This is a genomic window from Mucilaginibacter sp. JRF (genome assembly GCF_015223065.1).
In the GTDB taxonomy this organism is placed as follows: domain Bacteria; phylum Bacteroidota; class Bacteroidia; order Sphingobacteriales; family Sphingobacteriaceae; genus Mucilaginibacter.
Genome location: NZ_JADFBY010000001.1, coordinates 604,562 through 625,759, shown reverse-complemented (window position 1 = coordinate 625,759; position 21,198 = coordinate 604,562). Strand labels below are relative to the sequence as shown.

The 21,198-nt window shown below is 44.3% G+C and carries 21 protein-coding genes; 10 read left to right on the top strand and 11 right to left on the bottom strand.

The genetic code is table 11. The features are described 5' to 3' along the window. Nucleotides 1-81 precede the first annotated feature (81 nt). From IM792_RS02445 to IM792_RS02400, 10 genes are all read right to left on the bottom strand, one after another. A complete protein-coding gene (locus tag IM792_RS02445) occupies nt 82-594 on the bottom strand; it encodes a hypothetical protein (protein WP_194100081.1) in 513 nt (170 codons plus the stop codon). Then, nucleotides 594-941 carry a hypothetical protein gene (locus tag IM792_RS02440; protein WP_194100080.1) on the bottom strand — a complete coding sequence of 116 codons (348 nt, stop codon included), beginning with the start codon at nt 939-941 and terminating at the stop codon, nt 594-596. Before IM792_RS02440 ends, IM792_RS02445 begins: the two co-directional genes overlap by 1 nt. A 104-nt stretch (nt 942-1,045) precedes the next feature. After that, nucleotides 1,046-1,600 (bottom strand): hypothetical protein, encoded by a 555-nt coding sequence (locus IM792_RS02435; protein WP_194100079.1) that lies wholly within the window; start codon nt 1,598-1,600, stop codon nt 1,046-1,048. 42 nt (nt 1,601-1,642) lie between these two features. Next, nucleotides 1,643-2,047: a DUF2147 domain-containing protein gene (locus tag IM792_RS02430; protein WP_228084942.1), complete on the bottom strand. Its 405-nt coding sequence runs from the start codon at nt 2,045-2,047 to the stop codon at nt 1,643-1,645. 71 nt (nt 2,048-2,118) lie between these two features. Further along, on the bottom strand, nt 2,119-2,895 hold the full coding sequence (locus IM792_RS02425; RefSeq protein WP_194100077.1) for an SDR family NAD(P)-dependent oxidoreductase: 777 nt from the start codon (nt 2,893-2,895) through the stop codon (nt 2,119-2,121). Nucleotides 2,896-2,986: 91 nt separating this feature from the next. Further along, nucleotides 2,987-3,916, bottom strand: coding sequence for a helix-turn-helix transcriptional regulator (locus IM792_RS02420; protein WP_194100076.1), 930 nt, complete (start codon nt 3,914-3,916; stop codon nt 2,987-2,989). 124 nt (nt 3,917-4,040) lie between these two features. After that, the gene (locus IM792_RS02415; RefSeq protein WP_194100075.1) at nt 4,041-5,144 is read right to left on the bottom strand and encodes an MBL fold metallo-hydrolase; all 1,104 of its coding nucleotides are present in this window, start codon (nt 5,142-5,144) and stop codon (nt 4,041-4,043) included. A gap of 176 nt (nt 5,145-5,320) precedes the next feature. Further along, the gene (locus IM792_RS02410) at nt 5,321-6,646 is read right to left on the bottom strand and encodes an MFS transporter (protein ID WP_228084896.1); all 1,326 of its coding nucleotides are present in this window, start codon (nt 6,644-6,646) and stop codon (nt 5,321-5,323) included. Between the two features lie 91 nt (nt 6,647-6,737). Then, on the bottom strand, nt 6,738-7,514 hold the full coding sequence (locus IM792_RS02405; RefSeq protein WP_194100074.1) for an SDR family NAD(P)-dependent oxidoreductase: 777 nt from the start codon (nt 7,512-7,514) through the stop codon (nt 6,738-6,740). Between the two features lie 89 nt (nt 7,515-7,603). Then, on the bottom strand, nt 7,604-8,545 hold the full coding sequence (locus tag IM792_RS02400) for a helix-turn-helix transcriptional regulator (RefSeq protein WP_194100073.1): 942 nt from the start codon (nt 8,543-8,545) through the stop codon (nt 7,604-7,606). 761 nt (nt 8,546-9,306) lie between these two features. On the opposite strand from IM792_RS02400, the gene IM792_RS02395 reads away from it, so the two are divergent. The 3 genes from IM792_RS02395 to IM792_RS02380 all read left to right on the top strand — a co-directional run bounded on the left by IM792_RS02395 (nt 9,307) and on the right by IM792_RS02380 (nt 13,311). Next, nucleotides 9,307-10,698, top strand: coding sequence for a DUF5982 domain-containing protein (locus tag IM792_RS02395; RefSeq protein WP_194100072.1), 1,392 nt, complete (start codon nt 9,307-9,309; stop codon nt 10,696-10,698). 64 nt (nt 10,699-10,762) lie between these two features. Next, the gene (locus tag IM792_RS02390) at nt 10,763-11,857 is read left to right on the top strand and encodes an efflux RND transporter periplasmic adaptor subunit (protein WP_194100071.1); all 1,095 of its coding nucleotides are present in this window, start codon (nt 10,763-10,765) and stop codon (nt 11,855-11,857) included. A gap of 470 nt (nt 11,858-12,327) precedes the next feature. Then, nucleotides 12,328-13,311 (top strand): D-glycerate dehydrogenase, encoded by a 984-nt coding sequence (locus tag IM792_RS02380; RefSeq protein ID WP_194100779.1) that lies wholly within the window; start codon nt 12,328-12,330, stop codon nt 13,309-13,311. A gap of 150 nt (nt 13,312-13,461) precedes the next feature. Here the strand turns inward: IM792_RS02380 and IM792_RS02375 are convergent, their stop codons facing one another. Then, nucleotides 13,462-13,602 carry a hypothetical protein gene (locus IM792_RS02375; RefSeq protein WP_194100069.1) on the bottom strand — a complete coding sequence of 47 codons (141 nt, stop codon included), beginning with the start codon at nt 13,600-13,602 and terminating at the stop codon, nt 13,462-13,464. 169 nt (nt 13,603-13,771) lie between these two features. Here IM792_RS02375 and IM792_RS02370 point away from each other — a divergent pair, with 169 nt between their 5' ends. The 7 genes from IM792_RS02370 to IM792_RS02340 all read left to right on the top strand — a co-directional run bounded on the left by IM792_RS02370 (nt 13,772) and on the right by IM792_RS02340 (nt 21,164). After that, nucleotides 13,772-14,344, top strand: coding sequence for a TetR/AcrR family transcriptional regulator (locus IM792_RS02370; RefSeq protein WP_194100068.1), 573 nt, complete (start codon nt 13,772-13,774; stop codon nt 14,342-14,344). Nucleotides 14,345-14,391: 47 nt separating this feature from the next. Beyond that, nucleotides 14,392-15,180 (top strand): antibiotic biosynthesis monooxygenase, encoded by a 789-nt coding sequence (locus IM792_RS02365; RefSeq protein ID WP_194100067.1) that lies wholly within the window; start codon nt 14,392-14,394, stop codon nt 15,178-15,180. A 62-nt stretch (nt 15,181-15,242) separates the two neighbouring features. Further along, a complete protein-coding gene (locus IM792_RS02360; RefSeq protein ID WP_194100066.1) occupies nt 15,243-16,088 on the top strand; it encodes an aldo/keto reductase in 846 nt (281 codons plus the stop codon). Nucleotides 16,089-16,330: 242 nt separating this feature from the next. Then, the gene (locus tag IM792_RS02355; RefSeq protein WP_194100065.1) at nt 16,331-17,929 is read left to right on the top strand and encodes a GMC family oxidoreductase N-terminal domain-containing protein; all 1,599 of its coding nucleotides are present in this window, start codon (nt 16,331-16,333) and stop codon (nt 17,927-17,929) included. Then, a complete protein-coding gene (locus IM792_RS02350; protein ID WP_194100064.1) occupies nt 17,926-19,395 on the top strand; it encodes an aldehyde dehydrogenase family protein in 1,470 nt (489 codons plus the stop codon). The genes IM792_RS02355 and IM792_RS02350 overlap by 4 nt, the downstream gene beginning before the upstream one ends. A 41-nt stretch (nt 19,396-19,436) precedes the next feature. Further along, nucleotides 19,437-20,045 (top strand): hypothetical protein, encoded by a 609-nt coding sequence (locus IM792_RS02345; protein ID WP_194100063.1) that lies wholly within the window; start codon nt 19,437-19,439, stop codon nt 20,043-20,045. A 39-nt stretch (nt 20,046-20,084) separates the two neighbouring features. Then, complete coding sequence (locus IM792_RS02340; protein WP_194100062.1) at nt 20,085-21,164, top strand: MBL fold metallo-hydrolase; 1,080 nt, start codon at nt 20,085-20,087, stop codon at nt 21,162-21,164. Nucleotides 21,165-21,198: the final 34 nt, after the last annotated feature.

Here is a 21,198-nt window from a genome sequence, read left to right as displayed (position 1 = left end):
AAGTTTCCTTAGATGAGCTAAGGAAACCTGAAATTGAAAAATTGTGATTGAACATAATTGCTTAGTTTGATTGTGAATGTTTTATTGTTTATGACCAAGTTTTATCCTTACGAACATGTCTATACCGCAGGTGGTCAAACGAGCATAGCGAATAGGTGATTTGACGATATCGGTTCTTTGAAGATGTATTTTGATCGAAAGATGGATGATCTGAAAAATGTAGGTTCTTATCAGATCATATTTGTAGATATAAGCTAATTCAACGCTGTTAAACACTTTATCGAAAATTGGTGACAGCGTTTTTACATCTTCATCTTCCAATTCAATACTTATTGGGTTGATGTTTTTAAAAAGATGAATTCCTTCAAAATTGCACCAAACACCTTTAGGGAAAAACGGCTTGTTAAATGATAATAAATACCCTGTGTCATTATCATCCCACTCCAAATCTTTCGAGCAACAGAATATAAGGGTTGGCTTTTGGGCCATATTCAGTTTAAGACATACATAAAACTGCTTTTCGTAAACAAGCAATTTACCACTCCCCCCTTGTCCTGTCGGCCACCAAAAGGCTTCAAAGTGCTCGCTATCCATTACCGTTTAAGAGGATGCCCCAAATAGATGATCAGCAGCGGCATCAGTAAAAAGGGAATCTCTATCAAAGCTGTCTTATAGTTTCCAGCCTTGAGAGATAATGCCATGATCAAAACTATAGTTATCGCGTTTACTACACATGCGATATAGTATGTTTGCGGAAAAAGAACCGCAGTACCTATAGCGATGCCAACAACGCTCATAACAAGTATAACGGACCTCCCAATGCCCAATTCCGCGGCCATTTTTGCCTGCTCGGGGTTCGCATCGATATGGAAGCCGTCCCAACCGTGCTTTATGCTTAGCACAGCGGTTATAATAATGAGTATACTACTGATTATTTTCATTTTGAATTGTATTGTAATAGTTTGTAAATGCCTTATTGATTGATATGAACCGAAGTGTTATTTGCGAGATCCGGTTACGGAGATATTGACCGGTGTATTTTGATCTAAGTTGTAACGTTCTGCATTTGCAGCCCCTTAAAGGCCATGTAAAGACGTTCCGAATAGTCGGCAACCAGTTTATCCTCCTTGTGGGTTGAATTGACAAACAGCACCCAGGTCCAGACATTAACACGCTTAAATTTTTTAAAGATCAAACGCTTGCTTGAGGATATCGTAAGCTCAGACTTTATCAGGTTTCTTGGAAAATAATTGAGTACAAGCGGACCAGGGAAACCTATCAAATAACCAACAACCGGCATAATCACCATCCCTAAAAAATTAACCGTATAAGCCAGGGTTCTATCCTTCCTGCTTACAAATTTCCCTTGTAAAAAATCAACCTTCAGGCAATTGGCATCAGCCTCATCGCGGCGCCTAAGTATAATGCTATTGCTTTCATTATTATATCTGCTGATAGCTGCTTCTACGGCAGTTTCTAACCGTGATCTTACATCCACCTGTACTTTATTTCCAAAATTCCATATTACATCAATTGTTGCGAGAGTCTTTGATTCAATTACGGCGAGTTCTTCGAGGGTGGAAGGCGATAAAATTTTCATCGTGTTTGTTTTGGTCTAAATGTAAAATCTGTTACTAATCGGCTATTGTACGCGCGTCCACCTGAACGTTTTGCCCATCATCGGAACACCTTTGTAGCCCCGTGTTTCAAGATCATTGGGGCCTTTCAGTTCACCTTTTATACTATAGTTTCCCCCACTCTCTACACTGTATAAAACACCGTTACTATATTTTCCATCTATAAATACTAACCCGGTAATATGCACAAGGCCCTGCCGGGAGCGGCTTTTGAGTTTCTCGTTAGGGTTTTCCGTATCCTTTTTAGGCGTTTTACCATCAGCCTCAAACATGAATTTTGCTTCTATCAATTTGCCTGAATAAGTATTGCCGGATTTGAAGATTTCTATCTTCATGGCGTTGTCTGCAGAAAACCACACCCCCAGGATCTTATCTGCAGGTTGAGATTGTGCGAATAAACCGGTAACCATAAGCAATAGCATACCAGTGAGAAGAGTTATTCTTTTCATAAATAATTATTAATAAATGAGTAAGGGAAATTTTATTTGCCTGATGCGACCTTTTCGTACATTTTAGCGGTCTGAGAAAGTAATAATTTTGGAGCCACCCTCGTTACAATGCGCATGATCTTAGCCAAGCCCGGATAGATCTCATAGGAATCGTTTTTCATTCCCCTGATCGCCTCGTCTATCAGTTTGCCCGGAGCCATTAACATCTTTTCGTTAAAACCTTCATCATTTTTGAATTTATCATTCAAAGGCGTTGTCGCTCCGGGAGCAACAAGTTCAAATACTTTAACATTGGTATTTTTTAACTGGACACGCAATGATTGGGTGTATGAACGCAGCCCGGATTTTGAGGCGCCGTAAATTGGAGCTATAGGAAAAGGCATCAGAGCGATGCCCGAAGTAACATTTATTATGGCAGCGTTGGGCTTTCGTTTAAGGTATGGCAAAAATTCCTGTACCATACGGATCGGGCCCATTAAATTGATTTCTACTTCACGTGTAATATCAGAGAGTTCACGCTCTTCATTAAGGAAGATCTTTCGCATCTCCCCGGCGTTATTGATCAAAATGTTCAGATCAGGGAATTTTTTGATAACCTGGTCATATAGATCATAAATATCTTCAATCTTGCTTACATCACTTTGAATAATGTGTACAGCAGGGAGCATCTGTTTGGTTTCCTCAAGCTTTTGTGCATTTCTTCCGGTTATGATCACCGTATTACCGAGCCCGATAAGCTTTGAGGCAAATTCGAAGCCGAAGCCGCTTGTTCCGCCGGTTATTAAAACTGTGTTTTTACTGAGTTCCATCTTTGTTGATTTGATAGAACAAAGTTGGCGAGAACAGATCAGATGTACTTTGCAAGAATCAAAACAATGTTTGCAAAAAAGAAACCTTTTGCTAATTTCTGAAAGACAGTGGTGAGGTATTGGTCTGTTTCTTGAAAAAGTTAGAGAAGTGAGCGATTTCTTCAAAACCCAAACTAAACGCGATCTCTGAAACGTTCCACTCCGTTTGCCTGAGCAGTATCTTGGCTTCCTGTACAATTCTGCTGCTGATCAGATTTTTGGTGGTCTGCCCAGTCTGTTCTTTTAATACCCTATTCAAATAATTCACATGAATGGAGAGTTGATCGGCGTAGTCTTTAGGAGTACGTAACTTAAGCCCCTGCAATGGCGAGGCAATTGGAAACTGACGCTCCAAAAGTTCGGCAAACAAAGAAGACACGCGGGCCGAGGCATTATGTTCCTTGTAAAGATCTGTGGCAGGCTGGAGTTTTTGCCCGTAATGGATCAACTCCATTAAATAGTTGCGGATCAGGTCATATTTATAAGCATAATCAGAGTTGATCTCTTTATGCATTTTTTTGAATATCACTTTGATCTCTTCTTTCTCCTGATCCGTAATATGGAAACACGGATAGCCGCCCGGTTTGAATATCGGCAGGTCATCAAGTATCACTCCACTTTTTGACTGGGCCAGAAAATCAGCAGTAAAAAGGCAAAAATAACCATGCTGATCCATATCTTGTGCAATCCAGTTGTAAGGCACCTTGGGCGTGGTAAACATCAGCGCATGCGTTTCGATATCAATGATCTTATCCGCGTATTCGGCTCTGTTACGGCCGTCAATAAGATTGATCTTATAATAGGCGCGCCGGTTATAGGTCATGTTTGGCCTTACTTTAACAAGCCTGGCCAATTCGCTCACATCAAATACATTGAAATGCCCCACCTCTTTAGTAAGCCCTTCGGGTAATAGCTGGCTGATGTCTTTATTTAAAGATGCTGATGCCTCTTTATAAAACCCTTCAACTGTGGTGATCTTCATATTTTTATTTGCGAGAATCAAATATAGAAAAAGATCATTGATCATTTGGAACTATATATGATTGGAGCAAATTACCAGAATCGTTGCCTATCTCGGTACTGATATTTTACAGGTGACAGGGCCGCTATAGTTCCCACCAAATTTTGCGTACAGGAGTGGTACCTATCACATAAGGTTCTCCTATGTAAGGGGTGATCACAGTGATTCCTAACTTTTCCGCCGCCGGAAGTAGTTGCCTGACCGGTTCGTTCCAGATATGCGAACTTTCGGCAAATTTGGCCCAGTGTACCGGTTGCATAATATCAGTCTGCAAATCTGATGCTGCCTGGGCTGTTTGAGTCGGAAACATGTGGCTGTGTGGCCAGTTTGGCCCGTATTGCCCGCATTCCATAACTGCCAGGTCAAATGGACCATATTGCGAACCTATGGCTTTGAAGTGATGCCCAAAACCACTATCGCCGCTGTAGAAGATCCGGTGATCTCCGATCCTAATTACATAGGAGGCCCACAAAGTTTGATTCATTTTTAAAGTGCGGTTCGATCGATGCCTTGCCGGTGCTGCAGTAACACTCGAACCGTCGGGTAGCTTGTACGACCCGTGCCAGTTAAGTTCAACGATCTGTTCAGGTTTATAGCCCCAATACTTTAAATGCGAACCTACGCCTAATGGCACCACAACTTTTTTAACCTGATTGCGCAACTTTTTGAGGGTGCGGTAATCCAGATGATCGTAATGATCGTGCGAGATAATAACCACATCAATGGGCGGCATATCCTCTACATTATAATGTGTAGCTCCGTTAAAAGCCTTTATCAAACCAGGGACAGGGCCCGCATTACTGCTAAAAATGGGATCGATGAGCATATTGATGCCACGATATTTGATTAATACAGATGAATGCCCGAACCAAACTACAACTGGCCTGGCATCAGGCAATGTTTTTAAATTTGTTTTAACCCATGGTAGCTGCCTGGGCGGCGATACTGAATCAGGCTTATTAAAAAACTGCTTCCAAATACCACTGCGTTTGATTGCGGTTGTATCGTCATCATAAGATAAGTTTTGAAATTGTCCATTTTTATAATTGGGCTGATTGCGGATTACGTCCAGCGCCTCGTCTTCAGGATTTTTGCCCAATGATGGTACGATCCCGCAACCGAAGGGAATATAAAGTAAGATAAACAACAAAAAAATTGCAAGGATACGCCAGGAATCGGTAATTTTCATTTGTGAGCAGAGGATTGATTTGATATAACGGAAAATTGTAATTAAAGATATTATATTTAAAATCATTCGCTTTGAATAACATCGCCGGATTATAATTATTAAGCGTTTTTTACTCTGTAAAAAGACTTGTTGACTATCCCTATGCCATGGTCATGGCTAAACAATAGTTGGTGTGTTTAATTATTGCCAGGAGTCTGAACACGTTCAATGCCTCGCTTTCCGGACATTAATGAGCCGACCTGTTTACTGGCGATAAAAATTGCGATGCTGCTAAATATGCTGGCAACAGGAATGACCATCATTCCCCAGCGAAGACCGTTAACGCCTTTGATTACGCCGACCGCGTCACTTATCATTCCTACAAGCAGCGGTGATAATGCCGGACCTAACAACCCCGAAGCGATCATAAGCAGACTGGATGATAAAGCCTGTTTACCGGGCCCGGCAATTAGATGGCCTGCGCTGAAGGCAAATGGAAGCAGGAAGGCAAATGCAAGCATACCGGGTACGAAAAGGGTTATGGCCATCCAGCCTTCTGGCGCTAAAAGCCCCGCCACGGTGGTGATTCCTGCTACGCCGAAAAGCAAAGCGGGCGGATGAAGCAAGCGGTTGGCACCCCGGTTTACCGCTCTGTCAAATAACCGGCCGCCAACCACGGTACCGATGATGCCCATTAGCCCTTGTAATAAGCCAAATGATAACCCTACCTGGCTGGCTGTTAACCCGTGCGTCCTGATCAGGAACGGAGCTGTAAATGAATAAAACGGAGCCGCGGCAAAACCTAAAAAATTTGCTCCTATGAACATCCATAAAAATGCGGGTTTGGCCAAAAGTTCCCGGCCGGTGGTGAAAATATTGCCAGTGCTGTTACTACTATGCTGTGGTAATATTCCAGTTTTTCCTGCAAATGTCATTACCAGCACAACCAACAACAGCCCGATGCCGCTTGCTACAAATAGTGCAACGCGCCAGCCAATATGATCACTTGCCCAGCCTCCGGCAGCAAACCCAATCATTGTACCTAAAGGGATACCCATAGAAAATATCCCGATAGCCCGCCCACGATGATGCTCCGGGAAATTTTTTGCGATCATCGCATGCGCGGCTGGCGTTCCGCCGGCTTCGCCAAGTGCAACTCCAAAGCGGGAAATAGCCATGGTTACAAAACCTGCGGCCAATCCTCCCAGGCTTGTCATCACGCTCCATATTAATATACACCACACCAACACTTGTTTCGATGCTCCCCGGTCGGCTAAACGCGCCAGTGGCAGGGAGGCCAGGGAATAGATCACGGCAAATGCTATACCCGTAATCAGTCCCAGTTGCGTATCACTCAGATGCAGATCCGCTTTAATAGATTCAGCGAGGATAAAAGGTAGTATGCGGTCAATCTGGCTAAAAGCGCTGACCATAAACAAGACAATAATTAAAGCCGTTCTGCGCCAGCCGCTCATCAGTTCTACTTTTGGCTGTATTGGTGATAAAGATATTTGATCGTTCATACTAATAATTTTTTGTGTAGGTGATTGGTATTGAGCTAATGTTTAGCCCAGAGGCAGGAGGATAAAGCTTCAGTTGAATAATAATAAAGTACTATTGGCCAAACATATCTTTAGCGCCGTACTTGCTCGCCTGCGAAAGCACAAATTTGGGAAAGTACCTGATAATAAAACGGAGTAGTTTTAAAGGGCCGGGGTAGATCTCATATTTATTGTTCTTCAATCCGTCAATACCCTCTTGCACAATTTTTCCAGGGGCTACTATGCCGCTTGCGGCGGGTCCCGCCTCGCTTCTAAATCTGTCATTCAAGGGTGTAGATGAACCTGGTGCGACCAACTCAAATACTTTAACCTTAGTATTTTTTAACTGCACCCGCAGGGATTGCGTATAGGAGCGCAATCCAGACTTGCTGGCACTATAAACCGGCGCTAAAGGCAAACTCATTAAAGCGATGCCCGAGGTGACATTCATAATGGCAGCATTTGATTTTGACTTGAGGTGCGGCAAAAACTGTTGCACCATCCGCATAGGGCCAATCAGGTTGATCTCCAATTCGCGGGTAATATCGGGCAACTCGTAGTGGTCATGAAGTATGATCTTCCTCATTTCCCCTGCATTATTGATCAGGATATTTAAATCAGGAAATTGCTCAACAACACTGTCGTATAAACTAATGATGTCTTCTTTTTTGCTTACATCGCTTTGAATGGCATGCACACCCGGCAGGAGTGTTTTTGTTTCTTCAAGCTTAATAAGATTCCGGCCGGTGATGATCACCGTGTTACCGAGAGCTACAAGTTTGGAGGCAAATTCGAAACCAAAACCACTTGTTCCGCCGGTGATCAACACTGTATTTTTACTAAGTTCCATCTGCTTTTAATTTGATAGAACAAAGTTGAGGAGAGTATACTATAATGTCTTTGCAAAAATCAAAACAATGTTTGCAAAAACAAAACCTTTTAGTGGCGGAAGGTTAAAGGCGAGGAATCTGTCTGTTTTTTAAAAAAGTTGGAGAAATGTGCTACTTCTTCAAAACCAAGGCTATGAGCGATCTGCGAAATATTCCAATCGGTCTGCTTAAGCATTATCTTCGCTTCCTGAACAATACGGTTACTGATCAAATTCTTGGTCGTATTGCCGGTTTGCTCTTTCAATACTCTGTTCAAATAATTTACGTGGATGGAAAGCTGATTGGCATAATCCTGCGCAGTACGTAATTTGAGGCTTTGCAAAGGCGATGAGATAGGGAACTGGCGTTCCAATAATTCATTAAATAATGAAAAAACACGGCCGGAAGCATTATGCTCTCTGTACAGGTCAGTTGCGGGTTGCAGTTTTTGTCCGTAATGGATCAGCTCCATTAAGTAATTGCGTATCAAGTCATACTTAAAAGCATAATCCGATCGCATTTCTTTGTGCATTTTTCTGAATATAACAGCAATTTCGTCTTTATCCTGTTCGGACAGATGGAAGCAGGGGAACCCTCCGGGCTTAAAAATTGGCAAATCATCCAGTACTATCCCGCTCTTGGATTTCGCTAAAAATTCAGCAGTAAACAAGCAAAAAAAGCCGCCCCGGTCGGCCTCATCATCCACAGGAAACCAATGATAAGGAACTTTTGGGGATGCAAACATTAACGCCTGATCTTCTATTTCAATTACCTTATCAGCATATTCCGCACGGTTCCGCCCTTGTACGAGGCTGATCTTGTAATAAGCCCGTCTGTTATAAGTCATTTTGGCGGTTGGCCGCACTTTAAGTATCTTTAATACAGCAGCTATATCAATAACATTAAAGTGTCCTACTTCCTTATCAATGCCGTCCGGAAGTATCTTACTAAGATCGGCGTTAAGGAAGGCAGAAGCCTCTTTATAAAAATCATCAAGGGTTTTTGTATCCATTTCTGTTGGGTTTGCAAAAATCAAATATAATTAATTACTTAAACAGCGCGAGTAATTCAATTGCAGTTAGATTCTTATTTATGGTAGCGATACTTCGCTGATCATCGAAAGCTCAACAATTAATAACTATTTTACATCATCTTGCTTAAAATTTTAGCTTGCGAATATTTGTGCTGTTAACTCAGCAACGTTGAACGTGTATGGCAGAAACACTAATACTATCAGCAGTTTAACTTTATCCGCTTCTCGCACTGATGATAATAGCCGGGCAGAAAATAGCCTGACATTTGCAAACGCTCTGCAAGCAACGTCAGGCGCGCTAAGTATTGCCGTGATTAACAATCACTTTGAACGAAAAAAAACTCAAATTAAATAAGCTAAGAAGTAAATTAAGGACAGGAAAGACCTTATTTAATGGGGAGTTGTTCGGTCAATAGCGATGAACCGTAATAAAACAATTCAAAATGGCTGTCTATAATTTGTAAGATCTGCACTGATAAGGCTTTTACTGATTATTTGTCCATGTATAAGTTTTCCGGCCAGGCACTACAGAGCCCAGAGCGATCATTATTTAAGTTAGCTATTTACTGCTACCCTTTACTTCCCGCGTTAGTTCTAATCACTTTCTTAATAATATCTAATATATTTTTAATAATTGTAAATTATTGGCTATTTTATTGAACTATTTTTAATTACATCGCAAAAATTCAGAATTTCTCCTAATTCAACTGTGAGCTTAGGATCAACTAATTTAAGATCCTATGAAAAATCTGTTTATTATTTTCCTGATGCTCGCCTTCCCGGTTTTGGTAATGGCGCAGACTACCGATAGCTTATCGTTCATCAAATCCAAACGGATGTCAGATGCTGATCTCGAGAAAAAAAGGGAAGGCACATTTGTTACCGGCCTGCCCGATCTGTCCTCTGATCCGGTTACCGGCTTTGGTATTGGCCTTCGTACCAATGTGTTCTTTAACGGCCGGAAAGATAACCCGCTATTTCCTTATACGGCATACCTGATGAAATTGAAAGCCAATGCGGCCTACTATACGTCTAATGCAAAAGAGCTGGTATTAGGGCTTGATGTACCGTACTATAAAGGTACCCGCTGGCGTTTCCGGGTCGATCTTAAACTTCAGCAAAATCCGGCCAATCTTTACTTTGGCCTTACCGAACAAACCCTTGGTGATCTCAGGCTACCATCAAATCCGGGCGTTACATTCGGTAAGTATCAGGATTTTGATAATGCCCGGAAAACCTTACGCCCCGGCGGCCCCGGTGAGGCTGCGCAGGTAACTGATGCACTTTCCAACCGTTTTCGTGAAACGGAATTTATGTTGAACCTGAAGGCAGACTATGCTTTAGGTAAAAAAGGAAAGTTCCGGGTGATGGGCGGATATGAAATTCAGCACCTAAGCTATAAAACATTTGAACAGTTTGAAACCGATGCCATTCAACCGGGAAGTGGAGAAGCTGTAAAAGCACCTAACGGATTTTCGCTGCTGCAAAGGGACTTCGATCAGGGACGGGCATCAGGCCTCAATGGTGGATGGGTGTCGCTGATACAAACCGCGCTGATCTATGATATCCGTGATTTTGAACCTGATCCTACAAGAGGTGCTTATGTGGAGCTTGCCAACGAGTTCTCTGATCAGATCATCGGGTCGCAATTTTCTTTCGATAAGGTATTTATCCAGGGCAGGTATTATCAAAAACTTCCTTTTGGTAAGCGTACCATTTTGGCCGGACGTGCTGCGGTGGGCAATATATTCGGTAACAACGCACCATTCTTTGAGTTTCAGGATCAATGGTCGCCCGATGGAAGCATCAATTCTTTGGGTGGAAAACAATCGTTGAGGGGCTACCGCGCCAACAGGTTCCTGGCAAGATCACTTTGGTTCGCTAACCTGGAACTTAGGGTCAGGTTAGCGGAAGCACGTTTTGGCAAGCAACGCTTTGGCTTTGGCGTGGCGCCGTTCTTTGATGCGGGCACCGTGCGCGACCGCTGGCAGGACCTCAGCTTTAAAAACATTAAAACTTCCTATGGGGCAGGTGCGCGCATTGCCTGGAACCAGTCGACCATCATCTCCTTCGATTACGGCTTATCGAAAGAGGATAAATTGTTCTTCTTCGGCATTGGTCAGGCATTTTAACAACCGTTTATGTTTCCCCGATCATCAAAAAAATGGAATACATATCTGCCAGAATAACTTAAATATGAAACAAAACTATTTATGTATGTTGGCTGTAACCGCCACATTAATATGGTCGGCTTGTGGTAGCAAACAACAAAAAGCAGCCCCACCATCTGCAACACAAGTAAGCATAATTGAAGCCAGGAAAACTCCCGCGTTCTATTACGATAATTTTCAGGGAATAGTGATATCACTTAACACTGTTGAATTATTCAGCCAGGTATCGGGCACGGTAACCGGTAAGTTTTTTTTACAAGGCGAGATCGTTAAAAAAGGAAAGCCCTTATATGAGATAGACCCCCGTAAACACCTGGCGGCATATCAGCAGGCACAAGCCAATGTCGTTAATGCAAAAGCGAGTTTAGTATTGGCAAAAAAGGATATGGATCGTTACAGTATGTTGTTAAAAAATGACGCGATCGCCCGCCAAACTTTTGACCAGGCATCAGCTACCTACGAAACTGCCAAAAGCCAGCTTGCTGTTGCCAATGCGGGCCTGGAAATGGCCCGCGCAGATCTTTCATACACGATCATTGTTGCGCCGTTTACCGGTCGTATCGGGATATCACAAGTTAGTGTGGGCGACCTGGTTACACCGGGCACAACTTTGTTAAATACCATCTCGGATGAAGATCCGATAGGTGTTCAAGTAGTCATCAACGAGCAGCAGCTTGACAGGTTTTATAAACTGATGAATAGCAGCACCGGCAGCACCTTTAAACTGCAACTTTCAAACAGCAGGATGTACGGCAGTAAAGGCAAAATATTAGCTGTGGACCGTGGTGTGAACAACCAGACAGGTAGCATTATTGTAAGGGTACAGTTCCCTAATCCTAATAAGGAGTTAAAGGATGGTATGAGTGGTGTGTTACAGGTATTGAACAATGATTCGGGCGATCGTATACAAATACCCTACAAAGCGGTAGTTGAGCAAATGGGTGAGTTCTTTGTGTTTACCGCGCAGGATAGTATAGCGCTGCAACATAAAGTAACACTTGGTCCGCGTGTAAACGCCAATGTTATTGTGCTTAATGGCATTAACGAGGGCGATAAGGTAATTACAGAAGGTATACAACGCCTTCGTGATAGCAGCAAGGTAACCGCGGCCGGTAAATAACCGGGCCTTTTCCTGACCGCCTTAAACCAATGGAATGCTAAAAATCTACAGAATTCCTGCGGACATAAGTGTAGATCATATTTTATCAACTCTTAAAGGTCGTGAACGTAAGATCCTGGAAATGACATTTGGACTAAGAAATCGAATTCCGTCATCAATAGACGCTGTCGCGCGAGAGCTCAGAATTTCCCCGGAGCGGGTTCGGCAGATCAAACGAGACGCTATATTAAAGATCAGAAAAAAGAATTCTTCTTACATCAAAAGGCTCTATCCTGACCGGTGATCAAGCCTAAACTAACTTCTCTTAAAAGCATCTGAATTAATTGTAACAATGCTACTATAAAAAGCATAGGCCGAACCAAATAATAGATATCTTTCTAAGCTGAAAGAGATAGTAAAAAAGCCAATTATCTTTCATGTTTTATTAAAGCATAATGTTACGTTAAGCAATTAAATACTATACTTGAAAGATAAGGGTATTAATAACAAGAAAACTTCCTGATGCCGGCATCAAACTTTTGGAAGATGCGGGTTTAGCCATCACTCAGTATTCAGAAAAACGTGAACTGCCTCAGGAGGAATTGATTGAACTATGTCAATCTCAAGATGCTTTACTCAGCTCGGGCCCTAATGTTATTGACGAACATTTTTTGAGCCATAACCGCTATCTCAAAGGCATCGCGCTCATGAGTGTGGGCTATGATAAGGTTGACCTGCAGGCAGCTACTAATTGTCGCATCCCGGTTAGCAATACACCTGATGTATTGACAAAAACGACTGCCGATACCGCGTTTTTACTGATGCTGGCAGTATCCAGAAATGCCTTTTATCAAAGCCAAAGTATTCAACGCGGTCAATGGGGCTTTTATGAGCCAACCGCAAATCTGGGCCAGGAACTTTATGGAAAAACATTGGGGATATTTGGTATGGGCAGAATAGGCTCAGACCTGGCCCGTAAGTGCAGATCGTATTTCGGGATGGATATTATTTATCATAACCGATCCCGCAAAGTGGAGGTTGAACAAGAACTTTCGGCCATTTATGTTTCCTTTGATGACCTATTGGCAAAAAGCGATGTTCTTACGGTGCACGCCGAACTATCTGAACAAACTAAAGGTTTATTCAATGCCAATGCATTCCGTAAAATGAAGCCTTCTTCCATATTCATTAATACTTCAAGAGGTGGCTTGCATCAGGAAAATGACCTGATCGAAGCATTAAGCAAGAAGGAGATCTGGGGAGCCGGCCTTGATGTCACCAATCCAGAGCCAATGAGCCCGCAAAACCCGCTTTTAACCATGCCTAATGTTTATGTGTTGCCGCATATAGGGTCAGCAACGGTAGAAACCAGGGATCAAATGGCTATTGTGGCGGCTAAAAACATCATGGCCGCTATGAAAGATGAGAAGATGCCGCAGATATTGAATCCGGAGGTATACCGTTCAAATAAATAAAAAACGATTATCTAAGCAAAACCGGTGATGTCCGATACCCTGATACCGCTTTGATATCCCAAATTCGTTCTGCCATCCGGCCTATCGAAGGCTAATGATTAACGAAAGGCGAAAATGAATGACAAAGTGGTTCTGAAAAAAAACATCACTTTAAACTTCCCTGAGAAAGCCGATATGACCGGTAACCGGATCAATTTCAACCAATACCCTACGGCCATTAGCATATTCATAAACGTATTGCTGGCCGTTAGATGTGGGATGGATCAGCATAGGTTGCTCGATGTTATTCATGGGCGCAAATATTGTAAAGCCGCCGGATCGTGACAAGGTATATTGAAAAATGATTAGTACTAGCAATTGTACACTTCCGAAAAAACAATGCGTTATACATATTTTATATCATGACATCGATATTACATTATTATTTTGGAACGATAGGTTTAATATATACATTTGCCTCATGCCAAGGAATAAAGAATTCGATTACGATGAGAAGCTGGTAACGGCAAGAGATCTATTCTGGAAAAATGGGTATAACGCAACTACATTGAATGACCTGGTGGATGGGATGAAGATCAATCGCAGCAGCCTGTATCTTACCTATGGTAACAAGCATGATCTCTTTTTGAAATCCCTGAATAACTATATTCAGAAAAAAGATAAGCAATATCGCCAGGCCGCTGACAGAGGGACAGACGCTTTAAGCGCTATCAGGAACATCATACATTCTGTCTTAGAGTCGGCATTAAAGGATAATAATTGTCTGTTCACCAATACAGTATTTGAATTAGGCACAACGGACAAAGAAGTGAGAGCGATACTGGCAAATCAAACATCAAATGCGGTCACGCTATTTGAAGAATTGCTGAATAAAGCAAAAGAGCGTGGCGAATTGCAAACGGAAAGATCAATACCTGCTTTGGCCAACTTCCTGGTTTCTGGACTGGTGTCCATTTACAATACCCACATCCTTTTTGGCGATGAGAAATTAACCAGACAAACTGCCGAAATTTTGATCAGTACAGTAGGCTGATATTTTTTTGCATCATTTTGGAACGATAGGTTTAAAATAAAACAACTATGATCTACACAAGGAAAAACATGACAACTGTTCTCAGGTCCTTGATCAAACTAATGATCTGCGGGATCAGCATAATTTTATGGAGTGGCACCGCAGCCGAGTCGAGAGCGCAACAATTGGTCAAGGCTGCTATTTTACCTGTGATTGATACAAACCAAACCTATTTGGAACTGGGATTCTTTGGCGACATTAAACAGGAACAATGGCCTGAATTTGTAAAGGCGATACAAAACAACATTCGGTGGTCGAGAAAAGAAGAAGGCAATCAGGCTTTTAGTTTATACCAGCCCGAGGATGGAAAACTGCAACCCATCTGGTTCGAGCGGTATAAAGATACCGCTACCCATAATGCGCACATGAAACAAGGTCATTTCAAAAATGCTATGCAGGTGATCAAAAGATCATTAAAGGGTGAAGCACGGTCTATCTATTTAAAAGAACTTAACAAGATACCTGCCAAAATCCCCTTACTTTCTGAAAAGCCGAAGCTCACCCGTCATGTGGTCGTGTTGTTTGATGTTAAGACTGAAAAGCGGAAAGCATTTATCGATCTGATGTCCAATGTAGCTAAAAAATCCCGTAAACTACCGGGTAACCTGGAGTTCAATATTTACCGGTATGCAGAAGATGCGAACAAATTTGTTTTGCTGGAAGGTTGGAAAACCATAGCTGACCATGAAGCACAAATGAAACATCCCTTTATCAAACAACTGGGCATTGCCATGAAAGACTTTTTCGTCACCAGCCCGATGGATACACGTTGGCTGGTGAAGGACTTATCACAATAAACACCCGTCACAGATCCTTACTAACTCATTAACCTGATAACAATTCTTATAATTCAACAAACATGCAAACAATTAAATTGAACAACGGCATAGAAATGCCAATGCTGGGCCTGGGTGTTTTCCAGATACCAGACCTGAACGAATGTGAACAAACCGTGCTGACCGCCATCAAAGCCGGTTACCGCCTGATTGATACCGCAGCATTTTACCTGAACGAATCGGCTGTAGGCAATGCCATTAAAAAAAGCGGAATTCCACGCGAAGAATTGTTCATCACTACAAAACTGTGGGTACAGGACGCAGGATACGAAAAAACCAAACTGGCTTTTGAAAGATCGCTAAAAGAACTGCAACTGGAATATATTGACCTATACCTGATCCACCAGGCTTTGGGCGATTATTATGGCTCATGGCGCGCCATGGAGGATCTTTACAAGGAAGGAAAGATACGTGCCATTGGCGTTAGTAACTTTTTCCCCGACCGTTTGGTTGACCTGATCGCGCATAACGAGATCGTACCGGCGGTTAACCAGATCGAGGTAAATCCCTTTTACCAAAGAGAGGCTGAGAACGAGTTGATGCAAAAGCACAACATATTGACGCAATCATGGGCATCCTTTGCCGAAGGCAAGAACAATATCTTCAGCAACGACATCCTAACTGCCATTGGTCATAAATATGGGAAATCGGTTGCGCAGGTTACGCTTCGCTGGCTCATTCAACGTGGCATTTCGATTATACCAAAATCAGTGCGTGAAGAACGCATGGCAGAGAATTACAGCATTTGGGACTTTGAGTTAAGCCAAGAAGACATGGATGCTATTATCAAGTTGGATACCGGCAAGAGTGTGTTCTTTAATCACCGTGACGCAGAAACTGCTGAATGGCTGACCAAATTGACATTTTGATATTGCTATTAATCTGTACGTAATAGAAATGCCCCGATCTTAAATAGATCAGGGCATTTCTATTAGAAAGCCGCAGGGTAACTTTAATTCTGCTCTTCTTAAGGAAAGCAATTTACCACCAACCCGGTCATTCAAACTTAAAAAGCGCAGATCAGATATACTTATGCGCCATTTCAGCATATGATCTTGATCCTTGATTTTAAACTTTTGTGCTGTCGCTCATTTACCATAGATCAACTTCAATGTCAACAAAAAAAGTAAACAAGATAACTGAAGATCAGCATTACAGTGCAGACTACAGCCATATTATAATTGGTGGAGGTTCCGCAGGGGCGGTACTCGCCAACCGGCTGAGTGAAGATCCCTCTTTACATGTTTTATTGCTCGAAGCCGGCGCCCCCTTCGGCCAAGCGGAGTACCCGGAAGTTATTGCCAACAGCCAGATACTGGGTGCTAATGGTGACAACAGGTATGATTGGGGTTATCAGACCCAACCGGACGATACGGGCCATTCCATCCATATTGCCCGGGGCAAGGTTCTTGGCGGCAGTTCAGCAGTTAACGGTGCCGTAGCCGTCAGGGGCATCCCCAATGACTTTAAGCGCTGGGCTGATATGGGGCTACCGGACTGGTCGTGGGAGAACGTGCTGCCATATTACAAAAAACTGGAAATATCTAACTTGGATGATGAACGCTGGCACGGCCATGGTGGCTATTTCCCGGTCAACCAGTTGCGCCGGTCTGACCTTTCGCCCATGCAAATAGCATTTATGGAGGCAGCCAAGGCCAGGAATTACGAGGAGATCACAGATTTTAACGGGGAAAAACAATACGGGGTCGGTGCTTATCCTGCCAATATTATTAATGGTATCAGGATGAATACCGGCATGACCTATCTCAGCCCTGAAGTTAGACAACGAACGAACCTGACCATTATCGGCCATGTACTGGCAGATAAGGTGCTGTTCAACAATGGCACAGCAGCAGGTGTTTTGCTGTCCGATGGGCGGGTATTTATCGCTAACAATATCATTTTATCCGCAGGTACCTATGGTACAGCAAGTATACTTCAACGTTCCGGCATCGGCCCGGCTGAGATACTTCAGCAATTGGAGATCCCCGTAATTGCAGACCTACCCGTAGGAAAGAACATTCTGGATCATCCTTTTTACTTCAATACCTACGCCGCTGATCCCGAAAAGATCGGTCGTTTATCTCCTGTTACGGGGGTGAACCTGTGGACACGATCATCATATGCCGGAAAGGATGAACTGGATATCCATATCACGGCAGGGCATTTATTCGATCCCGCAGAAAGTCCGACGAACGCAGGTTACGTCATCGGTGTAGCGCTGACCAACCCCGGTTCACGGGGTACGATCAGGATAACCAGCCGGCATGCAGAAGAACCACCGGAGATCGATCTCAATTTCCTGGGTATCGAAGAAGACGGCCAAAGATTGCTCGAAGGGATCAAACTATCGCGGGAACTGGCCAGAACAGCACCCTTAGCGAATCTGACCGTGACCGAACTCATACCCGGCCCGCTGATCACGGATGACCGGCTGATCATGGATTCTGTCAGACGAACGCTGCAATCTTATAACCACCCAGTCGCTTCCGCTCCAATGGGGCTTGAGGGAAGCCCGGCAGCAGTTGTTGACAGTACCGGCAATGTTTACGGCGTAAAGGGATTACGTGTTGTTGATGCTTCCATTTTACCGGATTTTGTTTCGACAGGACCCAACATTACAGTCATTATGGCCGCAGAAAAGATCGCTGATGAGATTAAGAAGATAAACCGCAATAACAGTCGTTCAAAACAGCATTCCGGTCTATGAGAAAGCCATTGATAACAGCAGGCCACGAGCCTAAACTGAACTGGATCAACAATGAATGGTCGGACAGCGGGATCTATAATGATAGCGTAAACCCGGCTACCGGAGATGCGATCGGGCGTTATGCCAATGGTGGTTTAAGGGCCGCAATAGATGGCATCGCGGCTGCAAAAGCAGCTTTTAAACACAGTGACTGGAAAACGGACCGCCAGTTACGTTCAAGGGTACTGAACGAACTGGCCTCGGCATTTGAGGAACATGCCGAAAGGCTGATCGCCATCCTTTCGCTGGAGAACGGGAAACTGAACGGTGAAGCCAGAATGGAAGTAGGTGGCGTACCCTCCAAACTCCGTTATTATGCCGCGCTCGTACTGACACAAAGCGGGCGTGCCCTGGAAACAAGTCCCGGCAGTTTTAGTATGGTATTGGAAGAACCTGTCGGCGTAGCAGGCATTATTGCCCCCTGGAATTCCCCGGTTATCCTCCTGATACGCTCATTAGCGCCGGCACTGGCGGCAGGCTGCACGGTCATTATCAAGATGCCGGGACAGACCGCACAGGTCAACGCCGCGATTTGCGAAGTATTCAGCTCGGTCAAAAGCCTGCCTGCCGGTGTGATCAACCAGTTTACCGAAAGCGGCCATGAGGGTGCGGCACATATCATCAGTTCACCTGATGTGCCATCGATCAGTTATACCGGCAGTACGGCCACCGGTAAACTGATGATGAAGAACGGTGCCGATCACCTGAAGCGGTTTGGTTTTGAATTAGGTGGTAAAACCCCAATGATCGTTTTTGATGATGCTGACCTTGAAGAGGCGATACCGGTAATCGTCAGATCGATCACGCTATTCGCAGGCCAGTTCTGTATGACAGGCAGCCGCATACTGGTACAAAGGAACATCGCTGAGCAATTCATTGAACAACTGACGGATCTTTTGGCTAGGGTCAAGGTCGGCCCGGCCGCAGATCCGCAAAGCGATATGGGCCCGCTCATCGACCGGGCCAATGCAGACCGTGTGGACAGCGTGGTAGAAAAAGCTATCGCGAATGGAGCAAAGATCCTCCTCCGCGGCGGAAAGATCAAAGAGGGACTTTTAGCCAAAGGTGCCTTTTACCAGCTGGCCTTATTGCTGGTTACCGATAACAAAATGAATATCGTGCAGAAAGAAACATTCGGCCCTGTAGCGACGGTACAGATATTTGATACCGCGGAAGAAGCGATTGCCCTGGCCAACGACAATCAATATGGGCTTGCAGCGTCGGTTTGGAGTCCCCACGTCGATCTTCCGCTGCGGGTGAGCAGAAAGCTGGATGCCGGCACGGTGTGGATCAATAACTGGGCAAGGATCCATGATGAGTTCGAAGAAGGCGGCTTTAAAATGAGTGGCCTTGGCCGTCTAAACGGCCTGGCAGCGATCCACGATTTCATTCAGTACAAGCACATTCATCATGATGCCGGTATATAGGAAGCGTGAAAAATAAGGGTAAGGATCATCAACCAGGCGCCATGCAAAAAAACATATCGGAACACATAGAAAAAACTGACAAGATCTCCGCGGGTGATCTTCCCGTGATCACTATTGTCGAACTGGAACCTAAGCTCCCTTCAGGGGAAGAGGCGCTGGTGTCCTTCCAAAGGATCATCCAGGCAGCCTCCCGCTTTAGTGGTTACCAGACAGCAGATATTTATGAAAAAATAAAGAGCGGGGAAGCTACTGAATATGCTATCATCCTGCGTTTTGACAGCTTTCTCAACTTACAGACCTGGAACAATTCCCCGGTCAAAAAGCAACTGATCGCGGCAAGTGAGGGCCTTTTCAAAGAGGTGAAACCAGAACTGGCACTTACCGGTCTGGAGTTTTGGTTCGATCCCAATCGTCACAAGGGGGCTGCACCCGCCGCCAAATGGAAAATGGTGCTGGTCACGGTCATCATCATCTTTACGCTGCTGAATACGGTCATGCCGGTGCTCGGCAACCTACTCGGCGCATTGGGTTCACCGGGCCCTGTCAAAACGCTTTTGAGCGTCACGGTCATGGTGACGCTGATGACCTATCTGATCATGCCCGCCATAACCTCTTTACTGCGGGGCTGGCTATTCAAAGCAAGCAATTAGAACAACGCATCTTTAACTATCAATAATTTAACGACTACTATGAAAGACACGATCAAAAAGGAAAAAAGGGGATTACAGGATGATTTCTATTTTACCAAACATCGTTTTGAGAAAGCGCACTGGCATGAGCATGCGCCGTCACCCTTACAGTTCCAGCCGGAATACCTCAACAGTCCTGAATTCATCAAGAACGGTTATCATTGTGAAGAACTGAAAGACGGGTTTTACTGGGTGACCAGCGGCGGATATGATGCTGCATTCCTGGTGACCGAAGAAGGCGTTATTGCCATAGATGCTCCGCCGATCCTGGGTGAAAATATGCTTGCCGCGATTGAAGCCGTAACCGACCAACCCATCGTAAAGGTCATTTACAGCCACTGGCATTCTGACCATATCGGTGCGGCGGCTATGTACGGCACTGACGTGGAGATCATTGCACATGATATCACCCGTGAACTGCTGGAACGCTTCCCCGATCCGCTTCGCCCGGTACCCACTCAAACATTTACCGACAGCTATGTAGTTGAACTCGGCGGCGAAAAGCTGGAGCTTACCTATAAAGGAGCCAACCACTGTCCGGGCAACATCTTTATTTATGCACCCGAACAAAGAGCGCTGGTGAAGATCGATATCGTAAGCCCGGGTTCCTGTGCGTTCATGCATTGTGATGCTTCAGAGAACATCAGTGGCTGGATCGAAGCACATGACCAGATACTGGAATTTGATTTTGATTTTCTGATCGGCAGCCACATTACGCGCTGGGGCACCCGCGAAGACGTGATCACTTCCCGTGAATACTTTCATGATATGCTTGCCTTTGCAGACGAAGCGCTGATGACGATGTGCACGCCTAATGGCGCTGCTGTATTCTTCTCCATTCCCCCGGCTGATCAATATTCTGTCGGTACGGAGAACTGGGTCAATTCGATGGTGAACTATGTCACCGAAAAGATGCTGACGAAGATCACCTCGAACGGACAGAAATGGGAAGAACGTCTTGCAGGCGTCACCACCAACACCAAATACCACGCTTATACCGTCGTAGAGTCTACCCGGACCGAGCGAAGCCATAAGGGCTATCAAAAACGGGGAACGGGTGGTACAGATTATTTCGTGTAACCGGGATACCCCGATCAAACCGCCGCATTACCCT